This window comes from Nostoc sp. LEGE 12447, from assembly GCF_015206985.1.
Lineage (GTDB): Bacteria > Cyanobacteriota > Cyanobacteriia > Cyanobacteriales > Nostocaceae > Nostoc.
Genome location: NZ_JADEXT010000013.1, coordinates 17305 through 44268, shown reverse-complemented (window position 1 = coordinate 44268; position 26964 = coordinate 17305). Strand labels below are relative to the sequence as shown.

The 26964-nt window shown below is 42.1% G+C and carries 25 protein-coding genes and 1 pseudogene; 17 read left to right on the top strand and 9 right to left on the bottom strand.

Features of this window, described 5'->3' with window-relative positions:
* Window positions 1-20: 20 nt before the first annotated feature.
* Window positions 21-1487: a signal recognition particle protein gene (gene ffh / locus IQ274_RS15600; protein ID WP_193946963.1), complete on the bottom strand. Its 1467-nt coding sequence runs from the start codon at window positions 1485-1487 to the stop codon at window positions 21-23.
* A 215-nt stretch (window positions 1488-1702) separates the two neighbouring features.
* Here ffh and IQ274_RS15595 point away from each other — a divergent pair, with 215 nt between their 5' ends.
* Together IQ274_RS15595 and IQ274_RS15590 are read left to right on the top strand one after the other, a co-directional pair.
* Complete coding sequence (locus IQ274_RS15595; protein ID WP_163927379.1) at window positions 1703-2332, top strand: Uma2 family endonuclease; 630 nt, start codon at window positions 1703-1705, stop codon at window positions 2330-2332.
* Window positions 2333-2360: 28 nt separating this feature from the next.
* On the top strand, window positions 2361-3041 hold the full coding sequence (locus IQ274_RS15590) for a 2-hydroxychromene-2-carboxylate isomerase (protein ID WP_194142795.1): 681 nt from the start codon (window positions 2361-2363) through the stop codon (window positions 3039-3041).
* A 65-nt stretch (window positions 3042-3106) separates the two neighbouring features.
* Here the strand turns inward: IQ274_RS15590 and IQ274_RS15585 are convergent, their stop codons facing one another.
* The 4 genes from IQ274_RS15585 to IQ274_RS15570 all read right to left on the bottom strand — a co-directional run bounded on the left by IQ274_RS15585 (window position 3107) and on the right by IQ274_RS15570 (window position 9135).
* On the bottom strand, window positions 3107-6289 hold the full coding sequence (locus IQ274_RS15585; RefSeq protein ID WP_194142794.1) for a GAF domain-containing protein: 3183 nt from the start codon (window positions 6287-6289) through the stop codon (window positions 3107-3109).
* Between the two features lie 297 nt (window positions 6290-6586).
* Window positions 6587-7078 (bottom strand): hypothetical protein, encoded by a 492-nt coding sequence (locus tag IQ274_RS15580; RefSeq protein WP_175586514.1) that lies wholly within the window; start codon window positions 7076-7078, stop codon window positions 6587-6589.
* Window positions 7079-7273: 195 nt separating this feature from the next.
* Entirely contained in the window at window positions 7274-8656 is a 1383-nt protein-coding gene (locus IQ274_RS15575) for an aminopeptidase P family protein (protein WP_194142793.1), read from the bottom strand.
* A gap of 215 nt (window positions 8657-8871) precedes the next feature.
* A complete protein-coding gene (locus tag IQ274_RS15570) occupies window positions 8872-9135 on the bottom strand; it encodes a hypothetical protein (protein WP_194142792.1) in 264 nt (87 codons plus the stop codon).
* Between the two features lie 335 nt (window positions 9136-9470).
* On the opposite strand from IQ274_RS15570, the gene IQ274_RS15565 reads away from it, so the two are divergent.
* Window positions 9471-10271, top strand: a complete 801-nt coding sequence (locus IQ274_RS15565) for a PhzF family phenazine biosynthesis protein (RefSeq protein WP_194142791.1) — start codon at window positions 9471-9473, stop codon at window positions 10269-10271.
* Between the two features lie 202 nt (window positions 10272-10473).
* Window positions 10474-10911: a DUF4332 domain-containing protein gene (locus IQ274_RS15560; protein WP_163927394.1), complete on the top strand. Its 438-nt coding sequence runs from the start codon at window positions 10474-10476 to the stop codon at window positions 10909-10911.
* A gap of 62 nt (window positions 10912-10973) precedes the next feature.
* Here the strand turns inward: IQ274_RS15560 and IQ274_RS15555 are convergent, their stop codons facing one another.
* A complete protein-coding gene (locus tag IQ274_RS15555; protein WP_012409372.1) occupies window positions 10974-11588 on the bottom strand; it encodes a TetR/AcrR family transcriptional regulator in 615 nt (204 codons plus the stop codon).
* A gap of 149 nt (window positions 11589-11737) precedes the next feature.
* Here IQ274_RS15555 and IQ274_RS15550 point away from each other — a divergent pair, with 149 nt between their 5' ends.
* The 11 genes from IQ274_RS15550 to IQ274_RS15500 all read left to right on the top strand — a co-directional run bounded on the left by IQ274_RS15550 (window position 11738) and on the right by IQ274_RS15500 (window position 21772).
* Window positions 11738-13576 (top strand): M16 family metallopeptidase, encoded by a 1839-nt coding sequence (locus IQ274_RS15550; RefSeq protein WP_228058206.1) that lies wholly within the window; start codon window positions 11738-11740, stop codon window positions 13574-13576.
* A gap of 37 nt (window positions 13577-13613) precedes the next feature.
* Window positions 13614-15131: a M16 family metallopeptidase gene (locus IQ274_RS15545; protein WP_163927385.1), complete on the top strand. Its 1518-nt coding sequence runs from the start codon at window positions 13614-13616 to the stop codon at window positions 15129-15131.
* 261 nt (window positions 15132-15392) lie between these two features.
* Complete coding sequence (locus IQ274_RS15540; RefSeq protein WP_163927386.1) at window positions 15393-15626, top strand: hypothetical protein; 234 nt, start codon at window positions 15393-15395, stop codon at window positions 15624-15626.
* Window positions 15627-16472: 846 nt separating this feature from the next.
* Window positions 16473-16736, top strand: coding sequence for a hypothetical protein (locus IQ274_RS15535; RefSeq protein WP_194142790.1), 264 nt, complete (start codon window positions 16473-16475; stop codon window positions 16734-16736).
* A 120-nt stretch (window positions 16737-16856) separates the two neighbouring features.
* Entirely contained in the window at window positions 16857-17117 is a 261-nt protein-coding gene (locus tag IQ274_RS15530; RefSeq protein WP_163939754.1) for a hypothetical protein, read from the top strand.
* Window positions 17118-17237: 120 nt separating this feature from the next.
* Window positions 17238-17501 (top strand): hypothetical protein, encoded by a 264-nt coding sequence (locus IQ274_RS15525; RefSeq protein ID WP_163927387.1) that lies wholly within the window; start codon window positions 17238-17240, stop codon window positions 17499-17501.
* A gap of 120 nt (window positions 17502-17621) precedes the next feature.
* Window positions 17622-17882: a hypothetical protein gene (locus tag IQ274_RS15520; RefSeq protein WP_194142789.1), complete on the top strand. Its 261-nt coding sequence runs from the start codon at window positions 17622-17624 to the stop codon at window positions 17880-17882.
* Window positions 17883-18200: 318 nt separating this feature from the next.
* Entirely contained in the window at window positions 18201-18413 is a 213-nt protein-coding gene (locus IQ274_RS15515; protein WP_194142788.1) for a hypothetical protein, read from the top strand.
* 196 nt (window positions 18414-18609) lie between these two features.
* Window positions 18610-19791: a phosphotransferase family protein gene (locus IQ274_RS15510; protein WP_194142787.1), complete on the top strand. Its 1182-nt coding sequence runs from the start codon at window positions 18610-18612 to the stop codon at window positions 19789-19791.
* Between the two features lie 79 nt (window positions 19792-19870).
* Window positions 19871-20962 (top strand): T3SS effector HopA1 family protein, encoded by a 1092-nt coding sequence (locus IQ274_RS15505; protein ID WP_163937857.1) that lies wholly within the window; start codon window positions 19871-19873, stop codon window positions 20960-20962.
* 399 nt (window positions 20963-21361) lie between these two features.
* Window positions 21362-21772: a 2TM domain-containing protein gene (locus IQ274_RS15500; RefSeq protein ID WP_163937860.1), complete on the top strand. Its 411-nt coding sequence runs from the start codon at window positions 21362-21364 to the stop codon at window positions 21770-21772.
* A 384-nt stretch (window positions 21773-22156) separates the two neighbouring features.
* On the opposite strand, the pseudogene IQ274_RS36555 reads toward IQ274_RS15500, so the two are convergent.
* Window positions 22157-22303 (bottom strand): annotated as a pseudogene (locus IQ274_RS36555) (TIGR03792 family protein); the annotation flags it as partial.
* 134 nt (window positions 22304-22437) lie between these two features.
* Here IQ274_RS36555 and IQ274_RS15495 point away from each other — a divergent pair.
* Together IQ274_RS15495 and IQ274_RS15490 are read left to right on the top strand one after the other, a co-directional pair.
* The gene (locus IQ274_RS15495) at window positions 22438-22761 is read left to right on the top strand and encodes a phasin family protein (RefSeq protein ID WP_012409359.1); all 324 of its coding nucleotides are present in this window, start codon (window positions 22438-22440) and stop codon (window positions 22759-22761) included.
* 78 nt (window positions 22762-22839) lie between these two features.
* A complete protein-coding gene (locus IQ274_RS15490; RefSeq protein ID WP_041565406.1) occupies window positions 22840-23361 on the top strand; it encodes an FKBP-type peptidyl-prolyl cis-trans isomerase in 522 nt (173 codons plus the stop codon).
* Window positions 23362-23436: 75 nt separating this feature from the next.
* On the opposite strand, the gene dnaB is transcribed toward IQ274_RS15490, so the two are convergent.
* Window positions 23437-26268 (bottom strand): replicative DNA helicase, encoded by a 2832-nt coding sequence (dnaB, locus tag IQ274_RS15485; protein ID WP_194142786.1) that lies wholly within the window; start codon window positions 26266-26268, stop codon window positions 23437-23439.
* Between the two features lie 164 nt (window positions 26269-26432).
* Window positions 26433-26891, bottom strand: a complete 459-nt coding sequence (gene rplI, locus IQ274_RS15480) for a 50S ribosomal protein L9 (RefSeq protein WP_012409356.1) — start codon at window positions 26889-26891, stop codon at window positions 26433-26435.
* Window positions 26892-26964: the final 73 nt, after the last annotated feature.

Below are 26964 nucleotides of genomic sequence, written 5' to 3'. Positions count from 1 at the left end.
TCTTTGTCATTGGTTAATGACTAAAGATTACCGAAGCCTTTTTTCTTTTTCTCTTTGGTTTTTTTCTTTTTCGTGCCTGCATCACCACCATAACCCCGCCATCCGGGGGCTGCGGGACGATTACCTGCCCCTGCGAAGGCGTTGCCCATACCGCCGCCACCGCCGAACATTCCTGGCATTCCAGGGAAGCCACCTTGACCCATTTGCTGCATGAGCGATCGCATTTTTTGGAAATCACCCACCAATTTAGTCACATCTGACTCTCTATAACCGGAGCCAGCAGCAATCCGCCGCCGCCGACTGGGAGAACTGGCTAATAAATCGGGGTCGTGGCGTTCTTGGCGAGTCATGGAGTTAATCATCGCCTCACAGCGCTTTAGCTGGGTTTCTCCTTGCTTGAGTTGGTCGTCTGAGAGCTTGTTCATCCCTGGGATCATCTTGATGAAGCCTCCCAGAGAACCCATATTCTTCAGCATCCGCAACTGCTTGAGAAAGTCTGTAAAGTCAAACTTTGCTGACAGGATTTTCTCCTGCATTTTCTCAGCATCGGCTAAATCGAACTCTTCCTGGGCTTTTTCTACTAGGGTTAGCACATCGCCCATTCCCAAAATTCGGGATGCCATGCGATCGGGATAAAAGGGTTGCAGTGCCTCGACTTTCTCACCCACGCCCACAAATTTAATCGGCGCTCCCGAAATCTTTCGCACTGACAGCGCTGCACCACCACGGCTATCACCATCCATTTTGGTGAGAATCGCCCCAGTAATTCCGATCTGCTCATGGAAGGTGCGAGTCAGATTTGCTGCCTCTTGACCAGTCATCGCGTCCACCACCAACAGAGTTTCATGTGGTTGGACAGTTGCTTTGATGCGGGCTAATTCCGCCATCATATCTTCGTCAATTTGCAAGCGACCAGCAGTATCAATAATTACTGTGTTTACACCCTCTGCCCTAGCGCGTTCTACGCCCTGTCGAGCAATTTCTACGGGATCGGCATCGCTTCCTAGTTCAAATACTGGTACGTCAATTTGCTTACCCAACGTTAGCAACTGATCGATCGCGGCAGGGCGATATACATCTGTCGCCACCAATAAACAGCTACGATCTAATTTTCTCAGATGTAAGGCTAACTTAGCCGTCGCTGTGGTTTTACCAGTACCTTGCAAACCAGCCATCAACACAATAGTAGGCTTTTCCTTAGCTTCTGCGATGGGAACATTTTCTTCTCCCATCACCTCCACCAGTTCATCGTGAACAATTTTGATGAACTGTTGGTCAGGTCGCACGCCGGTAACTACCTCGGCTCCCTGGGCTTTGGCTTCGACTTCGCTAATAAAATCTTTGACTACCTGGAGATTGACATCTGCCTCCAACAAGGCGCGGCGCACTTCGCGCAATGCATCTTGAATGTTGGATTGAGAAATTTTGTCCTGTCCCCGCAGTTTTTTCCAGGCGGCTTCTAAACGGTCAGATAGAGCATCAAACATAATGTAATTACAGGTAGTTCGCCAATGAGGAATCTTAAACCGCCGATAAATGCGATTCCGAATTTCCGCTAAATTTTAAACGTGCTATTTACCAGCTTAGTAGTTTTCACCGCGACTGTAGCAACCAGATACCTACCTTTATAGAAGATTGAGCTTAAAGTACAATGAGGCGAAGAAGGGCTATTGTACAGCGAGAACCTACATCACATATCGCTATGACTAGCAACACACTGCTTCAACCCACAGAAATCGTCCACCTATCGGGTATCAGTTGGCAAACATACGAAAACTTGCTAACTGAACTTAGTGCTAGTCGCCGCCTCCGGCTTACTTACAATCGAGGTACTTTAGAAATCATGGTTCCTTCACCTGAACATGAGAGTTATAAAAAAGTCTTGGGTCGATTTGTTGAAACTCTAGCGGAAGAATTAGAAGTCAATATCCAACCCCTTGGTTCTACTACTTTCAAGCGTCCAGAACTGAGTGGTGCAGAACCAGATGAATGCTTTTACATTAGAAATATCCAGTTAATCAAGGGCAAAAAAAGAATAAATTTGCAACAAGATCCGCCGCCAGATTTGGTAGTAGAAATCGATATTACTAGCAGTTCTAAAAATCGCTTTGAAGTCTATGCTGATATGGGTGTGCCCGAAATCTGGCGATATGATGGCAATTCTTTTAGTATTAACGTTTTACAAAATCAGAAATATATATCTGTTGAACAAAGTTTAGCATTTCCCAATCTGCCATTAACAGAAATTTCTAATTTTTTAGAGCAGGTGGGAGAAAAAGATTATTTGGAATTAGTTAAAGAATTTCGCCAATGGGTTAAAAGCCAAATTTAATATTAAAATAGCAAATTAATTTAGATAGATGTCGCAGCGAATCAAAGTATATTCATACTCGATCTACCACTCGTCAAATTCATATATTGGTATTGCTCTTGCGGAAAAAGCATTGCAGGGTTTACCTGTTGATATTGAACGAAGACCAATCTACATACCGAAAGAGCGAGGTATAAAGGTTGTTGATTTACAAGGACGAAGTGAAAGCGCTTTGTTATCGTCGTATCACAAAGAAGATTGTTTGCGGTGGGCGAAAAAGTACGGCATTGAAATTCGGCTCAAGGAACTTGAAGAATTTGGTCGGTGGGTCAAGCGCTGGGAAAAAATGAAATTTGGTCGGGAAGAACTTCCTGCAAGAGCGTATTACGCTGCTTGTGGAACTGGGAAGGAGCATCTGCTGGATGCAGCTTTTTTTCGAGCGACGTACATCGATCTTCTTGATGTTAACGATGAGTCTGTGATTAGGAAAGTTGCAAATGATGTTGGGTTGAATGGCGATCGCATTCTTGAGTTAATCTACGGGGAAGCAGCCAAACAAGCAGCAGTGGCAGCTTTGGCAGAATACGAACAGTTTGGCTGTCCCGGAGTCCCGACTTGGGTAGTCGAAGGCGAGAGATTTTGGGGAAAAGATCGCGTTGATTGGGTTGCCGAAAAGGTAAAGCAATTATGTAATACAACTGCTACCAAAACAGTAATGTGTGCCGAGTGATAATTTGTCAAGTGAGTCGGCAAAAATCATCACTTTGCCTCTTTGCTTATTCCTGGTCTAACCCCTTAACTAGCTACTGATTTTCTAGTTGTAACTTGACAAATCGGCAACTCAACCACAAACTCTGTACCTTTGCCAAGTTCAGATTGGCAGTAGATTTTGCCGTTATGTTTCTCTGTTACTATCTGGTAGCTGATAGATAGTCCCAGTCCTGTGCCTTTACCGACAACCTTGGTAGTAAAAAATGGATCGAATAGTCGAGAGAGGACTTTTTCATCTATGCCGAGTCCATTATCGGCTATGCGAATCACAATCCAGTCTTTATTGAGCAGGGAGGTAGAAATTCGGATTTTGCTGGGGTTTTTTGCCAGTCCTTCAGAAGATTCCTGCGTGATTCGTTCTTCTAGAGCATCAATGGCATTGGACAGCAAATTCATAAATACCTGATTCAACTGACCGGGATAGCATTCTATCAGAGGTAACTTACCATAGTCTTTGCTCACATGAATGGTGAGGCTATCACCTGAAGGCTTCAAGCGGTTTTGCAAAATCATCAATGTACTGTCGATGCCTTCATGAATGTTTGCTGGCTTGAAATCGGCTTCGTCTAAACGTGAGAAGTTCCGTAAAGAGGTGACAATTTCACAAATCCGCTCAGTGCCAACCTGCATGGATTGGAATAATTTAGGTAAGTCGTCGACCAAATACTCTATTTCGGCTTTTTTGAAAAACTCTTTGATTTCTGGTGCGGCATCAGGATAATGATGCCAATAAAGCTGCACATAGCGAAGCAATTCTTGCGTGTATTGGTGGGCGTGTTCTAAGTTGCCATGGATGAAATTAATCGGGTTATTAATTTCATGGGCAACTCCCGCTACCAGTTGCCCCAAGCTGGCCATTTTTTCAGCGTGGATAATTTGCATTTGGGCAGTCCGCAGTTCATTTAGAGTCTGCGCGAGTTGATTCGCTTCTTCACGAGTTTGACCAAGCAAACTAGATTGTTGAAACAAGTTGGCTTGACGCAGCGCTACACTCAGTTGAGCCGCCACTTGGGTGACAAATTCCAATTCCGCTTCTTCCCAATGACGTGTATGGGTGCATTGGTGAATGCACAACAACCCCCACAGTTCATCACCTTCCATCAATGGCACAATAATCTGTGCTTTGACTTGGAATCGCTCAATCACATCAAGATGAGGTACTTTGGAGCCAACGCTGTTGACATCAGATATAACTTGCACTTGCCCTTGGCGATATTGCGGTGCATATTGATCGCCAAAGCAATAGTCTTGCACCTTCACAGCGAGAGCAGAATCGAATTTGGGTAACACATCTTCAGCAATAAATTCACCACTGCAAAAACCGACGTTCGGATCGAAGCGGAAGATGCCGACTCGATCTGTATTCAGCGATCGCCGCACTTCCTGTACTGTAGTCTTAAGGATTGTCTCTAAATCTAACGATTCCCGAATTTTGACGACCAAATCAAATAAAATCCGGCGCTGTTCAGCCGATTGTTGCAGTTCATCAGCACGAGTTTGAATTTGAGTCACCATTTGAGAACTTTGCAGTGCTACTCCCAGTTGGCTAGCAACCTGTCCCAAAAATTCTACTTCCACACTATCCCACTGGCGCGGTGCAGAATGTTGATAGGCAGCCAGCAATCCCCACAAATTCCGTCCTACAAAAATTGGGGTTAACGCATAAGCACGAATCTTGAACTGCTCCAAAATCTCAAGGTGACAGCGCGAGTGTCCAGCTTGGTAAATATCCTCTACAGCAAAATTTTCATTGTTGCGGTAGCGTCCGCCTTTGGTTTCTTGGAGGTGGGTATCCTCCCAAACGAGATTTTTGCCAAAGGGATTGATGCTGTCCCACTGTGCCTCAACCATGCCGAAATTACTCACGAATTCACCACTCCAATCTTCATTGAAGCGATAAACGCCAACTCGCTCAACTCGCAGCAGTTTGCACACTTCTTGGCAAGTAGTTTTTAGGATTAAATCAATATTGAGAGAGGAGCGAATTTTACCGACTACTTCAGTTAGTGCCCGTTGGCGAGCGATCGCATCTTTGAGAGCAACTGCCTGTTGTTTCGACTGAGCCAAATTCTCGGCTTGCTGAATCGCCACTCCCAATTGTGCCCCTACCTGTGCCAGGAACTCCACTTCGTAATTTGCCCATTGGCGCGGCCCGGAGTGTTGATAGGCTGCTATCAGTCCCCACAGTTTTGGGCCGATGAAGATGGGTGCTAAGGTATATGCCCGAATCTTGAATTGCTCCAGAATATCGATGTGACAACGCGAGTGTCCGGCTTGGTAGATGTCGTTAACAACAAAACTTTCGTTATTGCGGTAGCGTCCACCTTTGGTTTCTTGGAGGTGGGTATCTTGCCAAACGAGATTTTTGCCAAAAGGATGAATTCTGTGCCACTGCGGCTCTAGCATCCCGAATTGGCTGACAAATTCGCCGCTCCAATCTTCATTAAAGCGATAAATTGCTGCCCGCTCTAACTTCAGGAGTTTGCATAGTTCTTGACAGGCAGTGTCTAGAATAATTTCGGGATTCACAGAGGAGCGAATATTTCCTACCACTTCCGTCAAAGCACGTTGCCGTGCGATCGCATCTTGCAGTTCTGCTGTGCGTTGTTTAGTCTGTTCTAAATTTTCTGCTTGCTGCATTGCCACACCAAGATGACTGGCAGCTTGGGCAAAAAATTCGACTTCGTGAGGATACCATTGCCGAGGAGCCGAGTGTTGATAGGCTGCAAGCATTCCCCATAATTTTGCACCAATAAAAATCGGTGCGATCGCATAGGCCCGAATCTGAAACTGTTCTAATACTTCAATATGACAACGAGCGTGCCCTGCATCGTAAATGTCAGTCACAGCAAACGGCTCATTTTTGCGATATCGCCCTCCCTGAGTTTCTTGCAAATGCGAATCTTGCCACACCAAGTCCTGTCCAAAGGCAGTCAATGCATCCCAAGGATGTTCTGCAAAGCCAAAACGATTAATAAAACTACCGCTCCAGTCAGTGTTGAAGCGGTAGATTGCAACTCGCTCAATCTTTAATTGCCGACAAATATCTTGACAAGAAGTCGAACAGATGGATTCTATATTTACAGAAGCGCGAATCTTAGCCAGAATTCTCGCCAATATTTTTTGGTACTGAACCGTCAACTGTAGCTGTTTGTGACACTCTTGCAGGTCTAATAAGTTCGACGTTTCAGGACTGTTTGTTATCATAAAGTATAAAGAAACTGAAATACCTACTTTTAGTATTCCCTTCTTTATTTTTCAGATTATAGGTTGAGATGACTATTTATAAAGTAAATCTTAAATATAGGAATCTGGTTTGATTTTGGTTCGCGTAGCGTAGCTATACTTACGTGGGAAGGCAAGAGGCAATAGGCAATAGTCAAGAAGGCTTTTTGAGTTGTACGGAGTTTTTTCACGCAATCAAATATGAGTTCTATTGCGTATGTTAGCGATAGCGTAACGCACCGTGTTAAATAGGGGCGCGTTAGGCACTTTGATGAAATTTTATGATTGAGTTGCTGTCGGTTTAGAACGCTGTTGTTGGTAAAAACGGACAACTTTCTGCACATACTCAGCAGTGAAACCTTTGTTGCAACCTGTATAGCTACCAGTCATCCACCAACAAGCTGCGCCACGCACAGATGCAATTTCATTATTGTTGGTGGCGCGAAACTGATTGGTTAACTCACGGCGGGTAATGCAAGAGACAACTTGGCGAGCGATCGCAGGATTGTTTTCAAACTGTGTCGGTGTTAGTTCTCGTTTGAGACAAGTTCTTGTCCAGCCTTTGAGGGTTTCTGGTTTCACTTGCCATTCACTGTAATATCCATCGTTGGGATTTTTTGTCTGCGGTGCAGCCTGTCGCAATGCTTCTACCATCGCCGCAACTTGAGCATCAGAAAACGATACTGGCTGCTGTGCTTGAGCTAATAATGGCAATAGTCCGAAGCTGACAATAACTCCGTTGAGTAGTAATCCTATAGGGTTTTTTATCATTAGGTAACATCCTGACTTAACAAAGCATTATGGACAGATTAGCGACTAGCCCTTTCAAGGTGACTCGTAAAATCTCTTATTTTTTCTCAGCGCTCTCTGTGACTCTGCGGTTTATAATTTTTTGAACCACAGAGGCGCAGAGGACACAGAGTAAAGAGTTATTCACCAAAATTTTTACCACTTTTAAAGGTTAGATTAACGACCTACTAAATTTTCTATAGTATCGGCATCATTCGGTAATGCGGCTGTTAAAACTTCGCTACCTTCTGCGGTAACTAAAACATCATCTTCAATGCGAATTCCGCGCACATCGGCAAATTCAGATAAACGTTGCCAGTTGACCACATTCTGATATTTTGAGCGAACATTGGCATCATTTAAAATTGCTGGCACTTGATAAAAACCAGGCTCAATTGTAACTAACATTCCTGGACGCAGGGGACGATTTAAGCGGAGGTAGCTTAAGCCAAAGCGATCGCTCCTTTTCCGTCCTTCTTCATACCCCGCTAAATCTCCCAAATCTTCCATATCATGGACATCTAAACCCAGTAGATGACCGATACCATGAGGGAAAAACAGCGCGTGGGCATCCATCTCTACTAAATATTGGGGATTCCCTTGGAAAATGCCTAACTCTACTAAACCTTCAGCTATAACTGTGGCAGCTAATAGATGAATATCCTCATACTCTACACCAGGCTGTATTCTGGCAATGCAAGCATCATGAGCCTCCAGCACTACATTATAAATATCTCTCTGGGTAGATGAAAACTTACCAGAAACTGGCCATGTGCGAGTGACATCACCTGCCCAACCCATCTCAGTTTCAGCGCCAACATCGGCAAGTAGTAAATCACCTGGTTGCAAGGGGTGGTGATAGTGTTCGTTATGCAAAACTTCGCCGTGAACGGTGACAATACTGTTGTAAGAGGTGGTCATATTATGGGCAATAATTACCCCTTCCATCGCTGCGCGAACTTCTGCTTCTAGTTTGGCTTGAGGTGTTGCTGCCATCCCAGCTTTGTGTGCTTCAACAGTGACAGCAGCAGCTTTTCGCAACTCGGTTAATGCAGCTTCATCGTGAGTGAGGCGGATAGAGGCGATCGCTTTAGCTAAATCTAAGTCAATTCCTTGGGGAGGACTTTGGGGTAAAACCCATCTATTTAATAGCTGCGATTGTTGCGTCCATGTCGCTGCATCTTGTACAGCAAGTGTGACAGCATCTTCCACCCAAGACTCTAATTCTGTCATTGGTCGAGCCACATCTGCCCCAATCTTCTGGGCTATTTCATTGCGCGTTGGCATTTCTCCATGCCAAAGGGTGCTACTAGGTGATGGATCGTCCATGAATAGTTCTAGCTTGCCGTTTTCTAAACGAATTGCCGCATTTGATAATGGCAGTCCGGCAAAATAGAGGAAATGACTGTTAGCGCGAAATGGAAAGGGATTTGCTGGAAAGTTGCGGGGACTGTTGCTACCTGACCACAGAATTACGGGAAAGCTAATGAGGTTTGCTAATTTTTGCCGTCGCAGGCGTAAACAATCGGTGAGGGAAGTAGAAGTTTGTGGGATAAGCATAAATGGAAACCCAAGGTTATAGTTTTGCCTTTATTTAAGTAAGTCGGCGCAATTAAAGCTAACTGGCTAAGGCTGTCATTTGTCCTTTGTCACTTGTACTGAGTTTCGACTACGCGGTAGTTGCGCGCAGTCGTACCCCTCCGGGGAAGCAAGCTACGCGTAGCGTCTCGCAGAGAAGTATTGGTCATTAGTAAGGGTTTTAAGCGCCAACTTATTTAGTCGTTATCATCTTTCTCGTCTTTCTCGTCGTGTTTATCATCTTTGCGATCACTATTTTTGTCATCATCATCATCATCTTTGTCGTTCTGGTTAGGTTGTTGGTTAGGTTGTACGACTGGTTTTTGTTGCTCTGTTGGTGCAAGTGGCTGTGGTACTTCAACAGCACAACTAACTAATCCTCCAGAAATTAGCGCTAAGTTGACAGCAGCAAAGATGCTTCTAAAGATTTTTATCCCCATATTTCCGTTTTGCTTAGACATTGACCCTAGTTTTTGGAGATTGTATTCCTAATTTATAAGGTACTGTATATGGCGATTTCCATTTTGATGTAACAGCATGGTTGTGTGCCCTTATGAACCAGTGGCTCTATTCCACATCGAAAACTCCTATAGACTAATACGCTTGGGTTAAAGCTATAAATTTTTGTCTTTGGAACAAGGCGCAGAGGATACAGAGAAAAACAATAAATGCTTAAATGAACTCTAGTGCGGTTTAGACGCGTAGCAATGGGCTTAAAAATAATCTTAACTATTGGCATAAATCTCTAACACACTCCTGATAAGTATATTGCTGTCTAATTTTTAGGGTGACTCTAATGGGACAAATCATTACTCAGGTTGATGCTTTTACCAATAGACCTTTCGCAGGAAATCCTGCTGCTGTCTGTGTTTTGCCTACTCACCAAAATGAGCGCTGGATGCAAAATGTAGCGCAGGAGATGAATTTATCTGAGACAGCTTTTCTATTTAGACAGGATGATGGCTTCAATCTGCGTTGGTTTACGCCGACAATAGAAGTACCTCTTTGTGGTCACGCAACCTTAGCTAGTGCCCATGTACTTTGGTCAGAGGGGCATTTGTCAGAGAATCAAGTTGCGCGGTTCTACACCAAAAGCGGAGTGCTGATTGCTAAGTTGCAAGGTGAGTGGATTGAGTTAGATTTTCCTGTTAATCACTCACAAGAAACAATCGCCCCACGAGAACTTAAGGCTGCTTTGGGTGTACCATACAAATCTGTTTTTTTAAATTCTTTTGGCTATTTAGTGGAATTGGAATCTGAAGATTTGGTACGGCAAGTACAGCCAAATTTTCAAATATTAAAAACTTTGCCTATTTCTGAGATCATTGTCACCAGCCTCACCGACTCTGATTCTGAATATGATTTCGTCTCTCGTTTATTTGCACCGGGTTTAGGAATTGATGAAGACCCTGTAACTGGCGCTACCCATTGCTGTCTTGCTCCCTTCTGGCGCGATCGCTTACACAAAGATGAGTTATTGGCTTATCAAGCATCTCGTCGCGGTGGAGTGGTAAAAGTACGCTATGACGGAGGCGATCGCGTTTTTCTGGCTGGACAAGCGGTAACTGTTCTGCGAGGTGAGTTATTTACCATTTGAAGGAGGCAGGTGGCAGAAGGCAGGAGGCAGGAGGTTTTGTTCAGAAGGGGATTCTGGACCCCTCCTAGCCAAAACAATGGCATTGTCAGGCGATACAATGGCATTGTTAGTTGATGCAATGGCATTGTCAGGCGATGCAATGGCATTGTCAGTTGATGCAATCACATTGTCAGTCGATGCAATGGCAATATTTAGTTTTAAAATGTCTACTAAAAATACAAATAATCGAAATCTGGTTGCATCTCGTGACTGGCCAATCGAGCAATTACCTGGACTAAGCCACGACGAACAATCACAACTGCAAAATTGTGGGATTGATACCACAGTAGCGCTAGTCAAACAAGGAAAGACTCTAGAGGCACGGCTGGCGTTAGCAAATAAATTACAGATTCATCTTCAGTATGTAAATAAATGGATGGCTTTAGCTGACTTGGCGCGTATTCCTAGTGTAGGCATACAATATTGTGGTTTATTGCTCCACGCAGGTATTGGTTCCGTGGCACAGTTGGCACAGACTCCCACTCATCGATTGCACCAACAAATTATGCGCTTGCAAGTAGCAACAATGCAGCGACGAGATTTGTGTCCAGCAATTGAGCTAGTACAACAGTGGAGTCAGCAAGCGCAAGCAATTAGGTGATTGGGGATTGGGGATTGGGGATTGAGGAAACTACCCAGTACCCAGTACCTAGTACCCAGTCCCTAATCCTTAGCTAAAACACCATTAAGGAAAATATCAGCAAGTCCTTCAGCCATTTCTTGCATTTGTTGGGGGGAAGCGTCAGGTTCGATGAGGGTATTGTTAGAAAAACCTGCGATCGCAAACATTCCCAAGAAGACTTTAGCAACTAGCTTTGCATCCATTTTGCGATAAATGCCTTTATCCATAGCTGTTTGAAAGAATGCTTCGCCGACATCGGTCATTTTGGTAATGACTTCTAATTGAATGCGATCGCGCAAATCGGGATGAAACTGCACCTCCATAAAACAAACGCGCATCAAATCGGCATTTTTTTGAAAGTTCCACATCCGGCGACGCATCACTTGAGCTACAGCTTTATAGCTGCCCATTTCACTTAATTCTGTTAGCAAATCTGTTAAAATTTCTACCCAGCCACTCGTGGCTACTTCTACTAAAATTGCTTTTTTATTGGGAAAATGACGAAATAAAGTGCCTTCAGCTACACCTGCCGCCTGCGCTAAATCACGGGTGGTAGTGCCGTCAAATCCCTGAGAAGCAAACAGCCGTTGTGCTGCCTGTAAAATTCGGGTGCGCGTCTGAGCCTCTGAGGGTGGGGAAGAATTAAAAACTCGCATAACAGTTATGGTGAAATGTGCGGAACACGATTTGTAGCATTATTGTCTAACGTCAAGTAAAAAAGCTCAACAAGCTTAATACAACATTAACGTCCTTTTGCTAAGTATCCTGTTTCTCAGGTAGTGTAACTTTATCTTAATTTTTGCTTATGAACCAGATCAGTCGGTCATTTTTGGATTTTAGATTGGGGATTTTGCAGGACTTACGCACTCAAAGCCTAAAAATTAGATCCCCCCTAACCCACGCCAGTCGCTCCACTTGGGGAGACCCCAGACGCTCGATGACTCGCTACCGCTTCGCTATCGCGCAGCGTCTCGCAGAGAAGACCGCGCTGGCTCCCCTTAAAAAGGGGGGGATCTCAAAAGCCCCCTTTTTAAGGGGGTTGGGGGATCTCTTCTGTGTAACTTCTGTATCTGTCATATTACGGCGGTTGTTTGTCACTTTGTTGGCTTTGATCGTTTTCTGGTGGGGATTACTACCAGAAATTGCTCTAGCTCAAACTCAAATTGCACCTCCTCAAGAAACCAAAACTCAAACTCCACCAGTTCAAAGTTCGATCCAACCTTATCTGGATCGAGTCATTAAACAATTAACGGAGTTTCGCCTCGACAATGGTCTAAAATTCCTTGTCTTAGAACGGCATCAAGCGCCTGTGGTTTCTTTCCTGACTTATGCAAATGTTGGTGGTGTGGATGAGCCAGATGGTAAAACCGGTGTAGCTCACTTTCTGGAACATTTGGCGTTTAAAGGTACAACGCGCATTGGTACACAAGACTACAAAGCAGAAAAACCTCTACTAGATAAATTGCAGCAGTTAGATACTCAAATTAAAGCAGCGAAAGCCGACGGCAAAAAAGATGAAATTGCGCGGTTAGAAACTGAGTTTAAGCAAGTAGAATCACAAGCAGGTAAGCTTGTCAAGCAAAACGAATTGGGACAAATTGTCGAACAAGCAGGAGGTGTGGGTTTAAATGCCAATACTTCAACCGAAGCTACCCGTTATTTTTACAGTTTTCCTGCCAATAAGCTGGAACTGTGGATGTCATTGGAGTCGGAACGGTTTCTCGATCCGGTAATTCGTCGTGAGTTTTATAAAGAGAAAGATGTAATTTTAGAAGAACGACGGATGCGGATAGAGAATTCACCCATTGGACAAATGGTGGAAAAGTTTATTGATACTGCTTACAAAGTCCATCCATACAAGCGTCCGGTGATTGGTTATGACCAAGATATCCGCAATCTGACACCAGATGATGTCCAGAATTTCTTTGATACTCACTACGTACCAAGTAATTTAGCGATCGCTATTGTCGGAGATGTTAACCCGGCTGAGGTGAAAAAACTGGCGCAAACTTATTTTGGCCGCTATAAAGCAAAAACCAAAGCTGTTGAACAAATCCCGGTGGAACCGCCACAAAAACAAACACAAGAAGTTACTGTACAACTACCTTCTCAACCCTGGTATTTAGAAGGTTATCATCGTCCGGCAGTTACCCACCCAGATAATGCAACCTATGAAATCATTGGCAGTTTATTAAGTGATGGGCGCACGTCACGCTTGTATAAGTCTTTGGTAGAAAAACAGCGTTTGGCGCTAAATGCTCAAGGTTACAGTGGATTCCCTGGAGATAAGTATCCAAACCTAATATTTTTCTATGCTCTTACGGCTCCTGGTCATACAGTTGATGAAGTAGCGGTGGCCTTGCGCCAAGAAATTGACAAATTAAAAACTGAGCCTGTCGCGGCGGTTGATTTGGAACGGGTGAAAACCCAAGCACGGGCGGGTTTGCTGCGTACCCTCGATTCAAATATGGGGATGGCTCAACAATTATTGGAATATGAGGTGAAAACTGGCTCTTGGCGGAATTTGTTTAAGCAGTTGGATGATATTTCGGCGGTAACGACGGCTGATATTGTGCGAGTGGCGAAGGAGACTTTTACGCCGGGGAATCGCACGATTGGGAAATTATTGTCGAAAGAAGGTTAAGAGAAACGAACCGCAAAGGGCGCAAAGGAAGAGAGATATGCAGAGGTACAAGGTGAAGGGTAAAAGGCGGATGGCGTTGAAAATCAAAAATGGGAAGGGGTTAATTTATGCTTTGGTTGCTGTTTTTGCGTGTTTACTTTTAACTTGTAATTTTTCTCTGGCGGCGACGACTGAGGCAAAGCATTATAGTGAGTTGCAGCTGCCACCGTTACCTGAGATTAAAATACCGAAATATGAACGGTTTGTTCTCCAAAATGGCTTGGTTGTCTATTTGATGGAGGATCACGAATTGCCGTTGGTGAATGGGACGGCATTTGTGCGGACAGGAAATCGCTTGGAACCAATGGAGAAAGTTGGGTTAGCTGGTTTTACAGGCGCGGTAATGCGAACTGGGGGAACTAAGCAACATTCGGCTGATGAACTCAACGAAATGTTGGAACAACGAGCGGCATCTGTAGAAGCTAGTATTGGTGAAAGCTCTGGTAGTGCTAGCTTTGATGCATTGAGTGAAGATTTAGAAACGGTGTTTGGGCTATTTGCCGAGGTACTGCGATCGCCAGCATTTGCTCAAGAAAAGCTAGACTTGGCTAAGACGCAAGCGAAAGGTGGCATTGCCCGTCGTAATGATAATCCAGATGGAATTGCTAGTCGAGAATTTAAGAAATTGATCTATGGGAAAGATAGTCCATACTCTCGCACCATAGAGTATGCAACGGTGGATAAGGTTGAACGTGAGGATTTGCTCAACTTTTATCAGCAATATTTCCACCCCAATAATATAATTTTGGGGATTGTGGGGGATTTTGACTCTAAGAAAATGCGATCGCTCATTCAAGCTAAGTTTGGGGGCTGGAATCGCAACCCAGGTATTGCCAAACCCAAATTACCATCAGTTTCGCCAGCTAACACAGGCGGAGTCTTTTTTGTCAATCAGCCACAATTAACCCAAAGTAGTGTGCTTCTCGGCCATTTAGGCGGACGGTTTGACAGTCCCGATTATGCAGCGCTGGATGTATTAAATGGGGTGTTAAATGGATTTGGTGGACGCTTATTTAATGAATTGCGATCGCGCCAAGGTTTAGCTTACTCTGTTTATGGCGAGTGGAGTCCCCGCTACGACTATCCTGGGATATTTGTTGCTGGTGGACAAACGCGATCGGATGCTACCGTGCAATTTGTCAAAGCCTTACAAGCTGAAATCAAGCGCATTCAAACTCAAAGAGTGCCAGCAAAAGAACTGGCTTTTGCCAAAGAGTCTACACTCAACTCCTTTGTATTCAACTTTCAAGACCCCAGCCAAACCTTATCAAGGTTGATGCGATACGAATATTACGGCTATCCGGCTGATTTTCTCTTTCGCTATCAAAAAGCCGTCGCCGCCACCACAGCTGCTGACGTGCAACGGGTAGCACGAGAATACCTCAAGCCAGAAAAGCTTGTGACTCTAGTGGTGGGGAATCAAACCGCCATTCAACCGCCATTGACGCAGTTAGCAGCAACGGTGACACCAATAGATGTAACGATTCCTGGTTCGCAACCACAGGCGAAGAATTAATCCAAATTGCGATCGTAACAATAAGTAGAGACGCGATTTATCGCGTCTCTACTCATTTAGGGAGACAAACGATATCAAAATATAAATCATCTCTTTTAAAGACGAAAATCCTTTAGTTATGTCTTGAAAATTAGCCCCAAAAAGTTAAATGACTAAGATTTTATTGCAAAATACAAATGATGGAGTCTGGATTTTTAGCTTAATGTTATCTCAGACTAGATCAATTAATATCACTAGATTTTGGGAGGTACATCAATAGTCATGATCTTAATATCTAACCTGCATCCTAATAGTGACGTGAATCTGCTCACCGAACTAACCGATTGGGAAATGAGAACTGTAGAGGGTGGAAGAAGAAGAAGATCAAGAAGAGACGATGAAGATACTTCTGGCGCGCTTTCAAGGGAAAATGTAAAAGAGACTGTTAATGATTGGTTAAGTAACATAGAACAGCAAATAGTAGACCTACGGCAACAACTGACTGGTTTACAATAATTGTGAACAATCAGAATTTTATAGTCATTAAGCTCGTGCGCTCTTAGATAAATTAAGAGCGCACGATTTTTGTTTACAGATGTTTGCAATTGATTGAATACACAACTCTATACTTTTATTAAAGTCAGTCTAGCCCTGTCGAATATCATGCCTATCTACACAGGATTTCACAAGTCTGAAAACTTTCATTCGGTACTTTGATGAAATACACCCCTCTCGTCTCCAAGGTTCGTGACAGAGCAGGTGAAGTATTTTTGTATTTTACAAACTTGAAATATACTAATCAGCGACCAATGCGGTTCAGTTAAAGCTAAAAACTAAAAATGGTGTAGGTGTAGGTTGGGTTGAGGAACGAAACCCAACAAAGCCTTGATACAGCAGTTTTCTTTTGTATGAGGTACAAAGTCACTGGTTTTGAGGCAGGAGGCAGAAGGCAGGAGGCAGGAGGGAGAAGAATAATTTGATTTGTGAATCCTTGGTTTTGTACCTCATTTAGCTGCAAATTGCTGTAATGTTGGGTTTCACTGTTGCTCAACCCAACCTACTATTCTTCTTAACCCAAGCGTATTGATTTATGAAAAGTTAGACTCTCGACTTATCAAAGAAGTTTGTAATCTTTAGATCGCTAATTTTTACAAAAAAATAGGATGTTTTCTAAACATTTTTTGAATAAAAATAAAGCCATCAATAAAGACGTAACCCATTGATTTATGTCTTACAAATCAGGCTTACAAGCTTGATTTTTATAAAATTTATGAATAAAAATGGAATCAGCAGTTAAGCAATACACAGCTTAATCGCTGCCAAAGTCTCTTCAAATGGGACGAATTATTGTAGGAGAAAATTATGGCTAGTATCGCTCTTTCACAACTAAATACCACTGGTTCTGAACTGTTCCAAGATTCTGAAAGCTTCCTCAACGACCTAAATAATGTAGATTCCATCACTATTTATGGTGGTGGTGATGGTGATGTTTCTGATGTTGGCGAAGGTATAGACCCACTATTAGCTTATGGTATTAAGGGACAAGAATTTGCATTATTAGCCTTTGGAGCTAGCTTGACTGCACACATCGTCAAGTCCTTCAGCGATGCTGATCCTTGGATTTAATTTGTAGTTTACTACTGAGCTATATTGCTCTGTGGAACTTGTTGAATTAGCGATTAAGCAATACACAGCTTAATCGCTGTCAAATCTGCTGAATTGTGACAATTATCTTAGGAGAAAATTATGGCTAGTATCGCTCTTTCACAACTAAATACCACCGGTTCTGAATTGTTCCAAGATTCTGAAAGCTTCCTCAACGACCTAAACAATGTAGATTCTATCACTGTTTATGGTGGTGGTAATGATGTTTCCAGTGTTGCCAGTGGTTTAGGCCCACTATTAGCTTACGGTGTTAAGGGACAAGAGTTTGCATTGTTAGGCTTCGGAGCTAGCTTGACTGCACACATCGTCAAGTCCTTCAGCGATGCTGATACTTGGATTTAATTTGTAGTTTACTACTGAGCTACATTGCTCTGTGGAACTTGGTGAATTAGCGATTAAGCTGTGTATTGCTTAATCGCTCTCAAATCTGCTGAATTATGACAATTATCTTAGGAGAAAATTATGGCTAGTATCGCTCTTTCACAACTAAATACCACTGGTTCTGAACTGTTCCAAGATTCTGAAAGCTTCCTCAACGACCTGAACAATGTAGATTCCATCACTATTTATGGTGGTGGTGATGGTGATGTTTCTGATGTTGGCGAAGGTATAGACCCACTATTAGCTTACGGTATTAAGGGACAAGAATTTGCATTATTAGCCTTTGGAGCTAGCTTGACTGCACACATCGTCAAGTCCTTCAGCGATGCTGATACTTGGATTTAATTTGTAGTTTACTACTGAGCTATATTGCTCTGTGGAACTTGTTGAATTAGCGATTAAGCAATACACAGCTTAATCGCTGTCAAATCTGCTGAATTGTGACAATTATCTTAGGAGAAAATTATGGCTAGTATCGCTCTTTCACAACTAAATACCACCGGTTCTGAATTGTTCCAAGATTCTGAAAGCTTCCTCAACGACCTAAACAATGTAGATTCTATCACTGTTTATGGTGGTGGTAATGATGTTTCCAGTGTTGCCGGTGGTTTAGGCCCACTATTAGCTTACGGTGTTAAGGGACAAGAGTTCGCATTGTTAGGCTTCGGAGCTAGCTTGACTGCACACATCGTCAAGTCCTTCAGCGACGTTGATACTCATTTTTAATTTGTAGTTTACTACTGAGCTACATTGCTCTGTGGAACTTGTTGAATTAGCGATTAAGCTGTGTATTGCTTAATCGCTCTCAAATCTGCTGTAATAAATAGCTTTGAATAAACCGATATGATTAATAATCAGCTTTCTTTATTACCAAAAATAACGATAGCCTATCGGATTAAGCAATTTACAGCTTCATCAATATCAATCATAGCAGTTGATCAATTTTATTAATTTTTTCCTGACTACGAGTGAGATGATTAAGTAATTGATGCTTAATTATTCTCATATTGACTAATTGATCAATGTTTTTGGGAATTGAAATCCATGTCAAGAATTACTATTTCTGATCTTCATGTCGATGATTCAGAAGGTTTACTCATAGATATTAGCAACATAGATTACATATCTATATATGCTGGTGCAGATGACGATATTGCTCAGATTCTTAACTATGGTTTGAAAAATCTTCAATTTGCATTGTTGGCATTTACTATCCATGAAGTTGCAGAGTTAGCAAAATCATTCAATACTCAATAGTGAATCGATTCAAAAAGTGCAAAAATACTGGAGTTGCTTTAAGATTTTATTGATTGATTCGTACATCCGGAAACAATAGGTATTGTATGACAATCTCCACATAGCGATGTAGACATAATAGATGATCAATCTATTAAGAATGTCTTCTAATTACGCAAGAATTTTTAGTTGTTAACTTTGACGATTAACTGAAGCTATGACATCATTCTTATTGAGTTCTCAAAATGCTTTTGATTACCTGATTCTTCAGGGATTATGTACTCAAGATGAAAAGTCTTTAAGCAAAATAGAGCTAAAACCTGCTAAAAACTTTAACTTATTAGTCAGCTTACCAGATGAGCGGAAACTCCTAATTAAGCAAGAGCCTTACAAACGAGAGGGAAGGACTGCTGGCGAATTTTTCAAAGAATGGCGAGTTCACAATTTTTTGCAAACTTTCCTAGAACTAACCGACATTCGCTCATATTTTTCGGAAGCAGTACATTTTGATCCTGAAAATTCAATCTTTGTTTTCAATTATCTAACTAACTATCGGGATTTGATGGATTTTTATGTGGAAAAGAATTTGAATTTATTTCCCGTAGAGATTGCCAGGGTAGTTGGAACTACTTTAGCATCAGTCCATCGCCTATCTATTGACCGTCAAGACTATCAGGAGTTTTTCCAAATATTCAGCCAAGGAACTCCTAACCTGAATCTTGGCATAGATAGAGTTACCCCGGCAGTTTTTGGCAAGTTGCCCACCGATGGACTAAAATTTTTGTCTCTTTATCAACGTTATGATAGCTTAGGACAGGCGATCGCAGAGTTGAGTAATGCCTTCACTCCCTGTTGTTTAACCCATAACGATCTGAAACTAAACAATATTCTCCTCTCCCTGAGTTGGGAAGAAGCCGCTTTTAATGAATCGTCCTCAGATGATAGTCTTATTCGATTAATTGATTGGGAACGTGGCGCTTGGGGAGATCCAGCTAGTGATTTAGGAACACTGATAGCCAGCTATCTACAACTTTGGCTACACAGCATGATTACTAGTAAAACAATGGCGATTCAAGAGTCTTTACGTCTAGCAACAACTCCTCTACATTTGCTGCAACCTTCCATTAGAGAGTTGGTAATTGCTTATCTCTCTGTTTTCCCCGAAATTATAGAACATCGTCCTGATTTTTTACAGAGAGTTATGCAGTTTTGCGGTTTCGCTTTGATTAAATCTATTCAAGCCAAACTCCAGCACGAAAAAACTTTTGGTAATAAGGGTATTTGCATACTCCAGGTTGCTAAGAGTTTATTATGCCGTCCAGAAGCATCGATACCAACAATTTTTGGTGTAGATGCATCAGCCCTCTCTCCCGTTAACTTATCTCCTGCTTCAAAATAAATTCCAAGTCAACAAGGGGACGCAAACATTTTTTGTTTGTCTGTCCCTATATCTCCACATTATTGACAGGCAAGTTTTTATGCAACTATTAGATTCGCTGGGAAATCAACTGTCAGAGATTCCAGAGTTATTGGAGACATCACTACAAGATATCGCTCATAAGGTTGAAATCCAATCTCACCACTGTATTAGACATCCAGATTTTGGTTCAGTGGAAGTACCAGAATCATTAGTCTCTCACTTTCAGCAATTATCTTTAGATTTTCAAAATAAGTTTTTGAGTTATCAACTACGTAGTTTACTTTACGCCCTCTACTACAACGGCTCATCGAAAAGTATTTTGTCATCCAATGCAGAAGCAACGAATTTGGGTTTGAATCAAAATCTCGAAAACAATACATTATTTGGCGTAGATATAGCTTTTTACGATCGCTTGCATGAAAATAACAGAGGTGTAGGCTACTGGAGTCATGATTGGCTGGTTATAAAAGAAGACATCGATGGTACTTTGGTAGTGTATAAAAACGATTTAAAGCTGTACACTGAACCCGATAGCTTACAACAAGCGGCTAATATCGGTGACTCGGTAGCAATCAAAATGCCTAAGAATCTTGTACAAAACGGATTTTATATGGCAGTTGCTAATGCAGCTATGGCTCGAAATTATCAAACTCTGGTACGTGTCTACTTCAATTTGACTCCTGAAGGCTCAGTTGCAGTCATGAACGATTTGACTACCCAACTCAATGCTATACCTATTGCTTTCTCATTTAAAGCATTGTATAACCCTTCTGAGTATGGGCGTTACGACTCAGCAGTGCTTTATTTTGATAAAAAAGACTATGAACTTGTTCGTCCAGTCATAGAGAGAGTATATAAAGAAAATCAAGTGTATTTTCAGGAGCAAGTACCTTTATTTACCAAGTTTATAGCACCAGGGTTAGCGATCGCTGAAGAACCAGACCGTAAATTTGGCGACCAAGAAAGTTTTGGTACACATCGATGCCAAATTGTTGCTAATGGTTTGCTTGAGGCTTGGCATCTAGGTAATGATACGCCAGAGGATAGGATAGCAGCAATTCTGCGGCATTTTTCATTATGGGAAATTGAATTGCAACGTCCTTACCTCAATGCAAACTCGGATGATATCTACACTCCCTTAAATCTCTGAACTGCCGAATATGATACTCATGATTTCTGATTGAAAATCATATTTTCGCTCACTGAATTTTAGATTTCAAATAACAAGACTTGGGATTTAAGCATTAACTCTTAATAGGGGGCTTAAGTTCCAAGTCTTCTTAATACACTTAGTTTTATTCCTCTTTTATCAACGCAAAACTATACGTTGTAGGGGCAATTCATGAATTGCTCCTACGCGAAAATAAGGGTTTAGGTATTGACAAATACAGTAGCCCTAAATCAGTTGTGAGAAAATAATAAGGTTGTGAATGTCACTAAGTATTGGGTGCAAAATGTGGAGACGTTCGCTAACTGAATTGAACGAAGCCTATTGAAAACTTCGTGAAATCAAAAGCGCATTTACACACAAACTTATAAGGTAGTTAAAATGACTTACGATTCAGAAGATGTGCAAAAAATCCTTGAAATAGCACTCACCCGGAAACAGGAAGGTGAATTTTCACGAGAACAGCTTATAGAAATGGCATCTGAATTAGGTATTTCTTCTGATATTTTGGAAAAAACTGAAAAAAAGTGGTTAGTTCAGCAAGAAGAGGAACGCTCACGACGCACATTTAATACTTTCCGACGCAGAGCTTTTTGGGGGCATTTTGTTTCCTTCCTGGCAGTAAATTTATTTCTCATTCTCTTGAATTTAATCACTAGTCCTGGTTATTTTTGGGCTATTTTCCCAGCATTAGGATGGGGTTTAGGATTATTTTTTCATTGGTGGAGCGTTTATCAGAGTAAATCAGAGGATTACGAGATTGCCTTTCAGAAATGGCGTTCACAAATTTAACTAAAATTCAAGTCGGATTATGATAATTTTTTGGGGCGATCGCTTCACTAGTCACTGTGACAAAAGTTGAACTACCCTCAACAATTAGGGGTAAAGCGGCTTTCCGCAGGATATTGCCCCTATTTGTCTAGTTAATTGGGATGCAATACTTCTCGCTTTGTGCATTTTTAACTCGGAATCGGGTTTGGGAAAAGGGAAAAGGGAAAAGGTTAAAGGTTTTTTCTTTCCCTTTACCCTTTTCCCTTTAACCGAGAAGTATTAAATTGGGATGGTGGCTGAATTTACGCTGTACTTCATTAGTGGCTGTGACGGAATTTTACTTACCTTCCAACAAGGGGCAAAATCCCCTTGTTTTGGTTAATTGAGACTGTTCGCCATAACTTATGTAGGATAGTTGAGGTTGATCCAGACCTCTTTACCGAGAAAACCAGGATATTCAGCCAGCGCTGTTGTTCAAATTTGCGTGTCTTTCTGGATAAAATTTTCCCTTAAATGCGGGGCAGCCTCAAACTTGAGTAGTTCTATAATCACACCCTACGATCCTGTGTTTGCTAATTTGCCAAAATAGAGATGTAGGCTAGAAGAACTACGCTTTTCGCATAGCTTGATTGCCTACACTCAGGAGCAAGGGTCAGCTGCTTTGACACAAGTAAGAGGAAGGGAATATGGATAACAACAACTGGTTACAACAGCTAATGATGATGGGTCTTGGCACAACGTCTTTAGTAGCAGAAAAACTGCGCCAAGTCAGCGATGACTTGGTTAAAGATGGTAAGCTCAATCCTGAGCAAGCTAAGGCAGTTATAGATGATATTGCCCAGCAGTTAAAGTCGGAGCAGGGAAACTGGGATGTCCAAATGCAACGACAAATGCGAAATATGATGCAAGATTTAGGGGTAGCTCGACAGTCGGAAGTGGACGAACTACGGGGTAGAATTGACCGTTTAGAGCGGCAGTTGCGCGATTTGGAAAATAAGCTTTGGCGTTAAGATGTCCTTTCTGATTTAAACTAATTGTGTCCTATTGGTAATCTTTTTGCCAGGATACTTAAGTAAGGAGAACTGATTTTGAAACCAATTTTCCTCAGCGTGGCGTTCATGCTGGTGTGTGTTGTGCTTTTGGCTGTGGGGCAAGTAGGCAGTAAACAGAATACTGCCATTGCTGCCCAGTTAACCCAAACGCCGCCAGCGGCCACAACTGTAACTGAAAACAATATCTTAATTGCGAGTAATACTATGTCTGACGCTAATGCCGTAACCACTCCGTCTGGATTGAAGTATGTGGAGTTAAAAGAGGGGACTGGGGCGACTCCTCAACCAGGACAAACGGTTGAAGTTCACTATGTCGGCACTCTAGAAGATGGTACTAAGTTTGATAGTTCACGCGATCGCGGCCAACCCTTCAGCTTTAAAATTGGTGTAGGACAGGTAATCAAAGGTTGGGACGAGGGAGTTAGCACGATTAAAGTAGGCGGTCGTCGTAAGTTAATCATCCCATCTGAGTTAGGCTATGGCGCTCGTGGTGCTGGTGGCGTGATTCCACCCAATGCAACTCTAATTTTTGATGTGGAATTGCTGGGAGTTAAGTAAAGATTGGGGCATTGGGCATTGGGCATGGGGCATTGGCTTTTCCCAGTACCCAATCCCCAGTCCCCAATTCAACGGCTAAATTTTTAAATTTTGAAACTTTGTAAACTGTGGATTAAACAAAAGTTTCGCTGTCCCTGTAGGCCCGTTGCGGTGTTTAGCTATAATTACTTCTGCAATGCCGCGATCAGGAGTATCGGGAGAGTAGTATTCATCGCGGTACAACATTATTACTAAATCCGCATCCTGTTCAATCGAACCTGATTCTCTCAAATCTGACAACATCGGACGCTTATTAGTACGCGCTTCCACCCCTCGACTTAACTGAGATAAAGCAATAACTGGTACAGATAATTCCCGCGCTAAACCTTTGAGTTGACGCGTAATTTTTGACAATTCTTGAACTCGATTATCGCCTGCTCCTTCCATCAATTGCAAGTAATCTATTACAATTAATCCTAATTCAGTTCCAACTTCCGCTTGCAGCCTTCTTGCCTGACTACGCATTTGTGTAACTGTAATATTCGGCGTGTCATCAATATAAATTGGCATCTCGGAAAGGATACCAATAGCACGGCTTAAAGGTTCCCATTGTGTTTGACTGAGGCGACCAGTTCGCAGATAACTACTTTCAATTTGTGCTTCACTAGCTAATAAACGTTGTGTCAATTGCTCTTTGGACATTTCCAAGCTGAAAAAAGCAACTGGTAATTTATAAGAAGCAGCTATATTATGAGCAAGGTTTAAGCAAAAGGCTGTATTGTGTACACAGATATCATTAGCAACAAAATTGTGTGTTTCTGGAATTGTTAAGTCATAAACCTGCTTGTTACCCATTGACTCAATCGCAACTATTTCATCCCAATAAACATCACTGGTTGCTAACTGTTGAAGTGGTAAATTATCTAAAGCTGTAGCTAGTATCCAAAGCCTTTCCCGCTTTAGGGCACGTTTACCAACATGCATATTTGTATAACCTTGAATCCCTGCATGTCTAGCTAAATTACTCCAAGTTTCATTACCTTTTGCTAATGCTATTTGTTCCCAAATCTCTACAGGTATCAAGTCACGATTGGTTTGATATCTTTTTTGAGATATTGCTGCTGCAACTTTTTCTATTGCTTCTTCTTTACTGAAGATACCTATTTCGGCGATAAAGGTTTTAATAGATAAGGCATCAGTAATATCTAATTGCCACGCTGTCCTTCGGGTGTTTTTATACTTAACAGACCGTTTTTTGAGAGATGCAATAATGCCAAATCGTAATAAAAGATGTTGAATTTGTCTGGCTAGTTTTTCGCTGACTGTTGCATAGCCTAACTGTGATTGACCGCTAGTAAGCAGTGCAGCCCATCCATCAGTAGCAAAGAGACGATTAAGGAATAAGGCTATTTGCGATCGCTTTAACTTAAAAATGATGTTTGGTATAGTTTTAGAATGAGCATCTTTGCCCCACAAACCTAATTCTTCTAACCAAAGCGTTAGCGAATTCTTCCGAGATTTGCTCATGCAGGCAAATCCATAAGATACAAACTCTTCTGACTCTAATTGTAAAATTTCGCATAATAGCTCAAAAGTTTCTAAATTTGGTACACAGACTCCTTGCTTCCAAGCGCAAAGTAAAGTAGGACTGACTCCAATTAATTGACTTATTTCTTTTCCTGTCAATGAGTGTGATTGAATCGCTAGTTTAAAACTTTCAGCAAAAACCTGTCTTTGACTAGCAATAAATTCTAAATCTCCTCGAACACAAAGTGATGGTGTGCGTTTTCCTTGAGAAGTTTCCCAACGCACTGTTAAACCATCAAAATCCGCAACTGCTTGCAAAAAATCGGTTTGCAGTAATGAATTACCATTTGTAAATCGTGGAGTGCAGTTAGTTAAGCCGCCATCGCCAATTAAATAAGCTAATAACTTGACTTCGCACTCGCGCATAGAATGTGAGCCAAACACATCTATTTTTCGCGGGATAGCGATTTTATCACCAACTTTCAGATTTTCTAGTTTTTGCCAGCCTTTGATAGTCAAATACGGGTGGGTGATTGTAGTTTCAATAGACCTACCTAAGCGAGTTGTTACCCGAAAAACTGGTTTGATACCATCATCTACAAATGCACAGGGTTGAGTAAAGGTAAATTTCCAGTCATTATTTAACGTCAATAATGAGCCATGACGTTGTTTATATAATTCTTCAATTGTGGTAATTGTTCCATCTGCCAAAACTATTTCTGAATCATGGCTAAGGCATTTCCCCATTGATGGCCTGCCCGCGACAATAATCAAATCAGAGCGTTGAAAGCCACTGGTCATGGCATCTAAATCATAAAATCCGCAGGGAACACCAGGTAAGGCGATACCTTGATTTCGATCCTCAATATCCTGGAAATTATTAATTAGAGTATCAGAAATGTGAACTAAACCCGACTGGGGACGCTCTTGGGTTACGCCGAATACTTTCTGTTCTGCCTGATCTAAAACAGTTGGTAACTCGGTTTCTGTCTCATAACCAAGATGTACAATTTCATTGCCAGCTTTAATTAACTGCCGCCGCAGGTATTTTTCCATCACCAACCCTGCGAGGGCATCGATGTTCACGGCTGAGACTGTGCGGTCTACCAGAGTTGCTAGTTTATTTCTGCCGCCTATGCGGGTAAGCATCTCATGGTCAGTCAGCCAACTTGTGACTGAAAGCAAATCTGTGGGTTTACCTTGGGTGTGGAGCCTTACAGCTGCCTGATAAATATCTTTATGGGCGCTAATGTAAAAAGCTTCGGGAAGGAGGCGATCGCTAACTCGACTAATCGCTTCTGGATCTAGCAAAATACCCCCCAAAATCGCTTCTTCGGCCTCAATATTTTGTGGGGGGAGGCGATCACTACCATCACCTTTAAAATTCAGTTCTTCAGCCATAAACGATTTTAGTTTTGACGATTTTGCTAGCCGGGAGTATGGGAGTCATGCAATTTTAGATTTTAGATTTTAGATTTTTTTCTTCAATCAAAAATCCAAAATTCCAAATCTAAAATTGGCAGAGTCAGGAATTGTTACCCCTGCTCCCTCGTCCCCTTTCTGAGTTAACTAGCGACGACTTGAATATCGACTTGTGCCGCTACATCAGAATACAGCTTGATTTCGGCTTGGTAAGTACCAAGGTGGTTAATATCGGGGATGGTAATTCCACGCCGATCCACTTCTTGACCGGTGGCTGCCTTAATTGCATCTGCAACATCTTGGGTGGTGATAGTACCGAAAATTGCTTCGTTTTCACCAACTTGCTTGGCAATTGTCAAGCTACCAACTTTTTCAAGAGATTCTTTTTGCTCAAGAGCTTGTTGTCTGAGTTCTAATTGCCGTTGACGCTCTTGCTCGCGACGGCGTTCTACTTGCTTGAGAATACCAGGAGTGGCATTAGTTGCCAATTTCTGGGGAATCAGATAATTACGAGCGTAGCCAGGAGCTACTTCCACTAAGTCGCCAGATTTCCCCAGCTTGCTGATATCTTGATTTAAAACTAACTGTACGCGTTTCGCCATCGTTTTTCCTGTAAAATCTGATTAATTTGGGTAAGGCTTGATAGCTCACAATGTCACTGCTGTATTCCAAGCT